The sequence below is a fragment of the Kitasatospora sp. NPDC001539 genome, from assembly GCF_040298565.1.
Lineage (GTDB): Bacteria > Actinomycetota > Actinomycetes > Streptomycetales > Streptomycetaceae > Kitasatospora.
The window spans coordinates 1-2,232 of the sequence record NZ_JBEPAK010000450.1 but is presented as its reverse complement, the minus strand read 5'-3'; the positions used below and the strand labels follow the sequence as shown (position 1 = coordinate 2,232).

The 2,232-nt window shown below is 71.8% G+C and carries 2 protein-coding genes; one reads left to right on the top strand and one right to left on the bottom strand.

Annotated elements, in window-relative coordinates:
- Positions 1-40: 40 nt before the first annotated feature.
- A complete protein-coding gene (locus ABT247_RS33125) occupies positions 41-1,348 on the bottom strand; it encodes an MFS transporter (RefSeq protein WP_350750254.1) in 1,308 nt (435 codons plus the stop codon).
- Between the two features lie 168 nt (positions 1,349-1,516).
- Here ABT247_RS33125 and ABT247_RS33120 point away from each other — a divergent pair, with 168 nt between their 5' ends.
- Entirely contained in the window at positions 1,517-2,098 is a 582-nt protein-coding gene (locus tag ABT247_RS33120; RefSeq protein WP_350750252.1) for a MarR family winged helix-turn-helix transcriptional regulator, read from the top strand.
- The last annotated feature ends 134 nt before the right edge of the window (positions 2,099-2,232 follow it).

The following is a 2,232-nucleotide window of genomic DNA, read 5'->3' as shown; positions in this document are numbered from 1 at the left end:
GCGGTAGAAGCTCCATCGGCCGACTTTGACACGGAAAGGCTCAAGTTTTTCGGGCGAAGCCCTTGAACCGGGCCCGGACCGGCACGGGCGTGCGGACCACCGCCGGGGCCGCGTTGTCCTGCTCCGCCGTGAGGTACGGACGCAGCCGCAGCGCCAGCAGGACCACCAGCAGCGTCGAGCCGGCCATGGCCGCCAGGTAGAGCGGCCAGGTGCCGGAGCCGACCAGCAGCACGCCGACCGCCGGGCCGACCGCGATCGCGATCTGCTTCACCAGGGCGTACCCGGCGTTGTAGGTGCCGAGCAGCCGGGCCGGGGCGAGGTCCGCGACGATCGGGCCCATGGTGGGCGCGAGCAGCGACTCGCCGACGCCGAACAGGGCGTAGATCGAGACGATCGCGACCGTGGCGGCCATGGTCTCGGTCCGGATCAGACCGGCCACCAGGGCCATCGCCCAGGCGGCCAGCCAGACCAGGCCGGCCGCGGCCATCGCGGTGGTGCGGCGGCGGCGCGCGGTGATCCGCACCATGAACATCTGCAGGACGACGATGGTCAGCGCGTTGGCGCCGATCGCGAAGCCCAGGGTGGACGGCGCGGTGCCGACGGTGTCGGTGGCGAAGGCCGCGACTCCGGACTCGAACTGGCCGTAGCAGGTGAAGAAGATCAGCCCGGCGAGGACGCAGAGCCGCACCATCGCCTTGTCGGCGAACAGGGCGCGCAGACCGGTGGGGCCGTCGGCCTGCTCCTGGACGACGCTGAGCTGGACGTCCGGTATCCGGGCGGTGCCGGTGACCAGGGCCAGGCCGAGGAAGGTCGCCGCCTCGATCGTGAACAGCCGGGTGAGGCTGGCCGGGTCGGCGACGTCGACGATCTGCCCGCCGACCAGCGCGCCGATGCCCATGCCCAGGTTGACCAGGGTGAACTGCAGCGCGAAGGCGTGCGAGCGGGTCGCCGCCGTCGAGCAGCGGACGATCATCGTGGCCAGCGCCGGCTGGCAGGTGGTGACACCCGCGCCGAACAGGAAGGACGAGACCAGCAGCGCCGGGGTGCCGGTGGCGTGCCCGAAGGCGAACGCGCCGGTGGCGGCGAGCCCGGCACCGGCCAGCAGCACCGGTCGGGGTCCGTACCTGTCGATGCCGCGGCCGGTGAGCGGGAGGACGGCGAGCGCGGCCAGCGCGAAGACGGTGAAGACCATCCCGGCCGCCAGCGAGCCCAGTCCGCGCACCTGGTCCACGTACACGAACATGTACGGCATCGTGAACCCGCTGCCGAACGCACTGAGCGCGTTGCCGATCTGGACGCGGCGCAGCGGGCCGCCCGCCCCGCGCTGCTGCTGCCTCTGCTGCTTCACCGTGCCGGTCACCGTGCACATCCCTTCCCGGATCGTCCGGAACTCTCGAGCTGAACTCTTAAGCCCGGAAGATTTCAGAGCTAAAGTTTGACGAGATAAAGTCTTAGCACCGGAAGGATGCGGAGTCAAAGGCTTAAGGGATGCACGTTCGCGTGCGACACTGTCGGCATGACTACGGAGAAGCCGGCGCCGGCTGCCGACAAGCCCCCGGCGGCCACCCCCCTGGAGCTCGGCATCGCCGAGCAGGTGGCCCTCTACCAGCGGGAATTCCCCACCGTGGACCCCCAGGTGGAGACGATCGTGCAGACCCTCTCCCGGGTCGCCCGGCGGATGGGCGTGGCGTACGACCGGCAGCTGACTGTGCTCGGAATCACCTCCGCGGAGTGGGAGGTGCTCAAGGCGCTGGTGGTGGCCGGCAGCCCCTACCGACTGGGGCCCGGCGAGCTGGCCAAGCGGCTCGGCCTCACGCCTGCCGCGATGACCCACCGGATCGACCGGATGGTCGCCGAGGACCTGGTCACCCGCGAACGGGACGAGTCCAACCGGGTGCGGGTGATCATCGAGCTGACCGAGAACGGCCGCGACAAGTGGCTGGAGTCGATGCGGATGGCGGCGGTGTTCGAGGAGGAGCTGCTGCAGGACATCGCGGACGAGGAGCGCGCGGCGCTCTGCGGCCTGCTGGCCCGGATGCTGCGCCGGATCGAGCAGACCCAGCCGGACGCACTGGGGCGCACGGCCGACCTGGGGTAGGGCGCCGGAACCCCCGGCGCGGGGCCCGGGGGCGGGACCACGGGCGAGCAGGGCCGGAACCCGCGACGCGGGGCGCCGCGACGCGTGGCACCCCGGGCGCGGGGAACGCGAGGAGTCCGGTCCGCCGGGGGCAC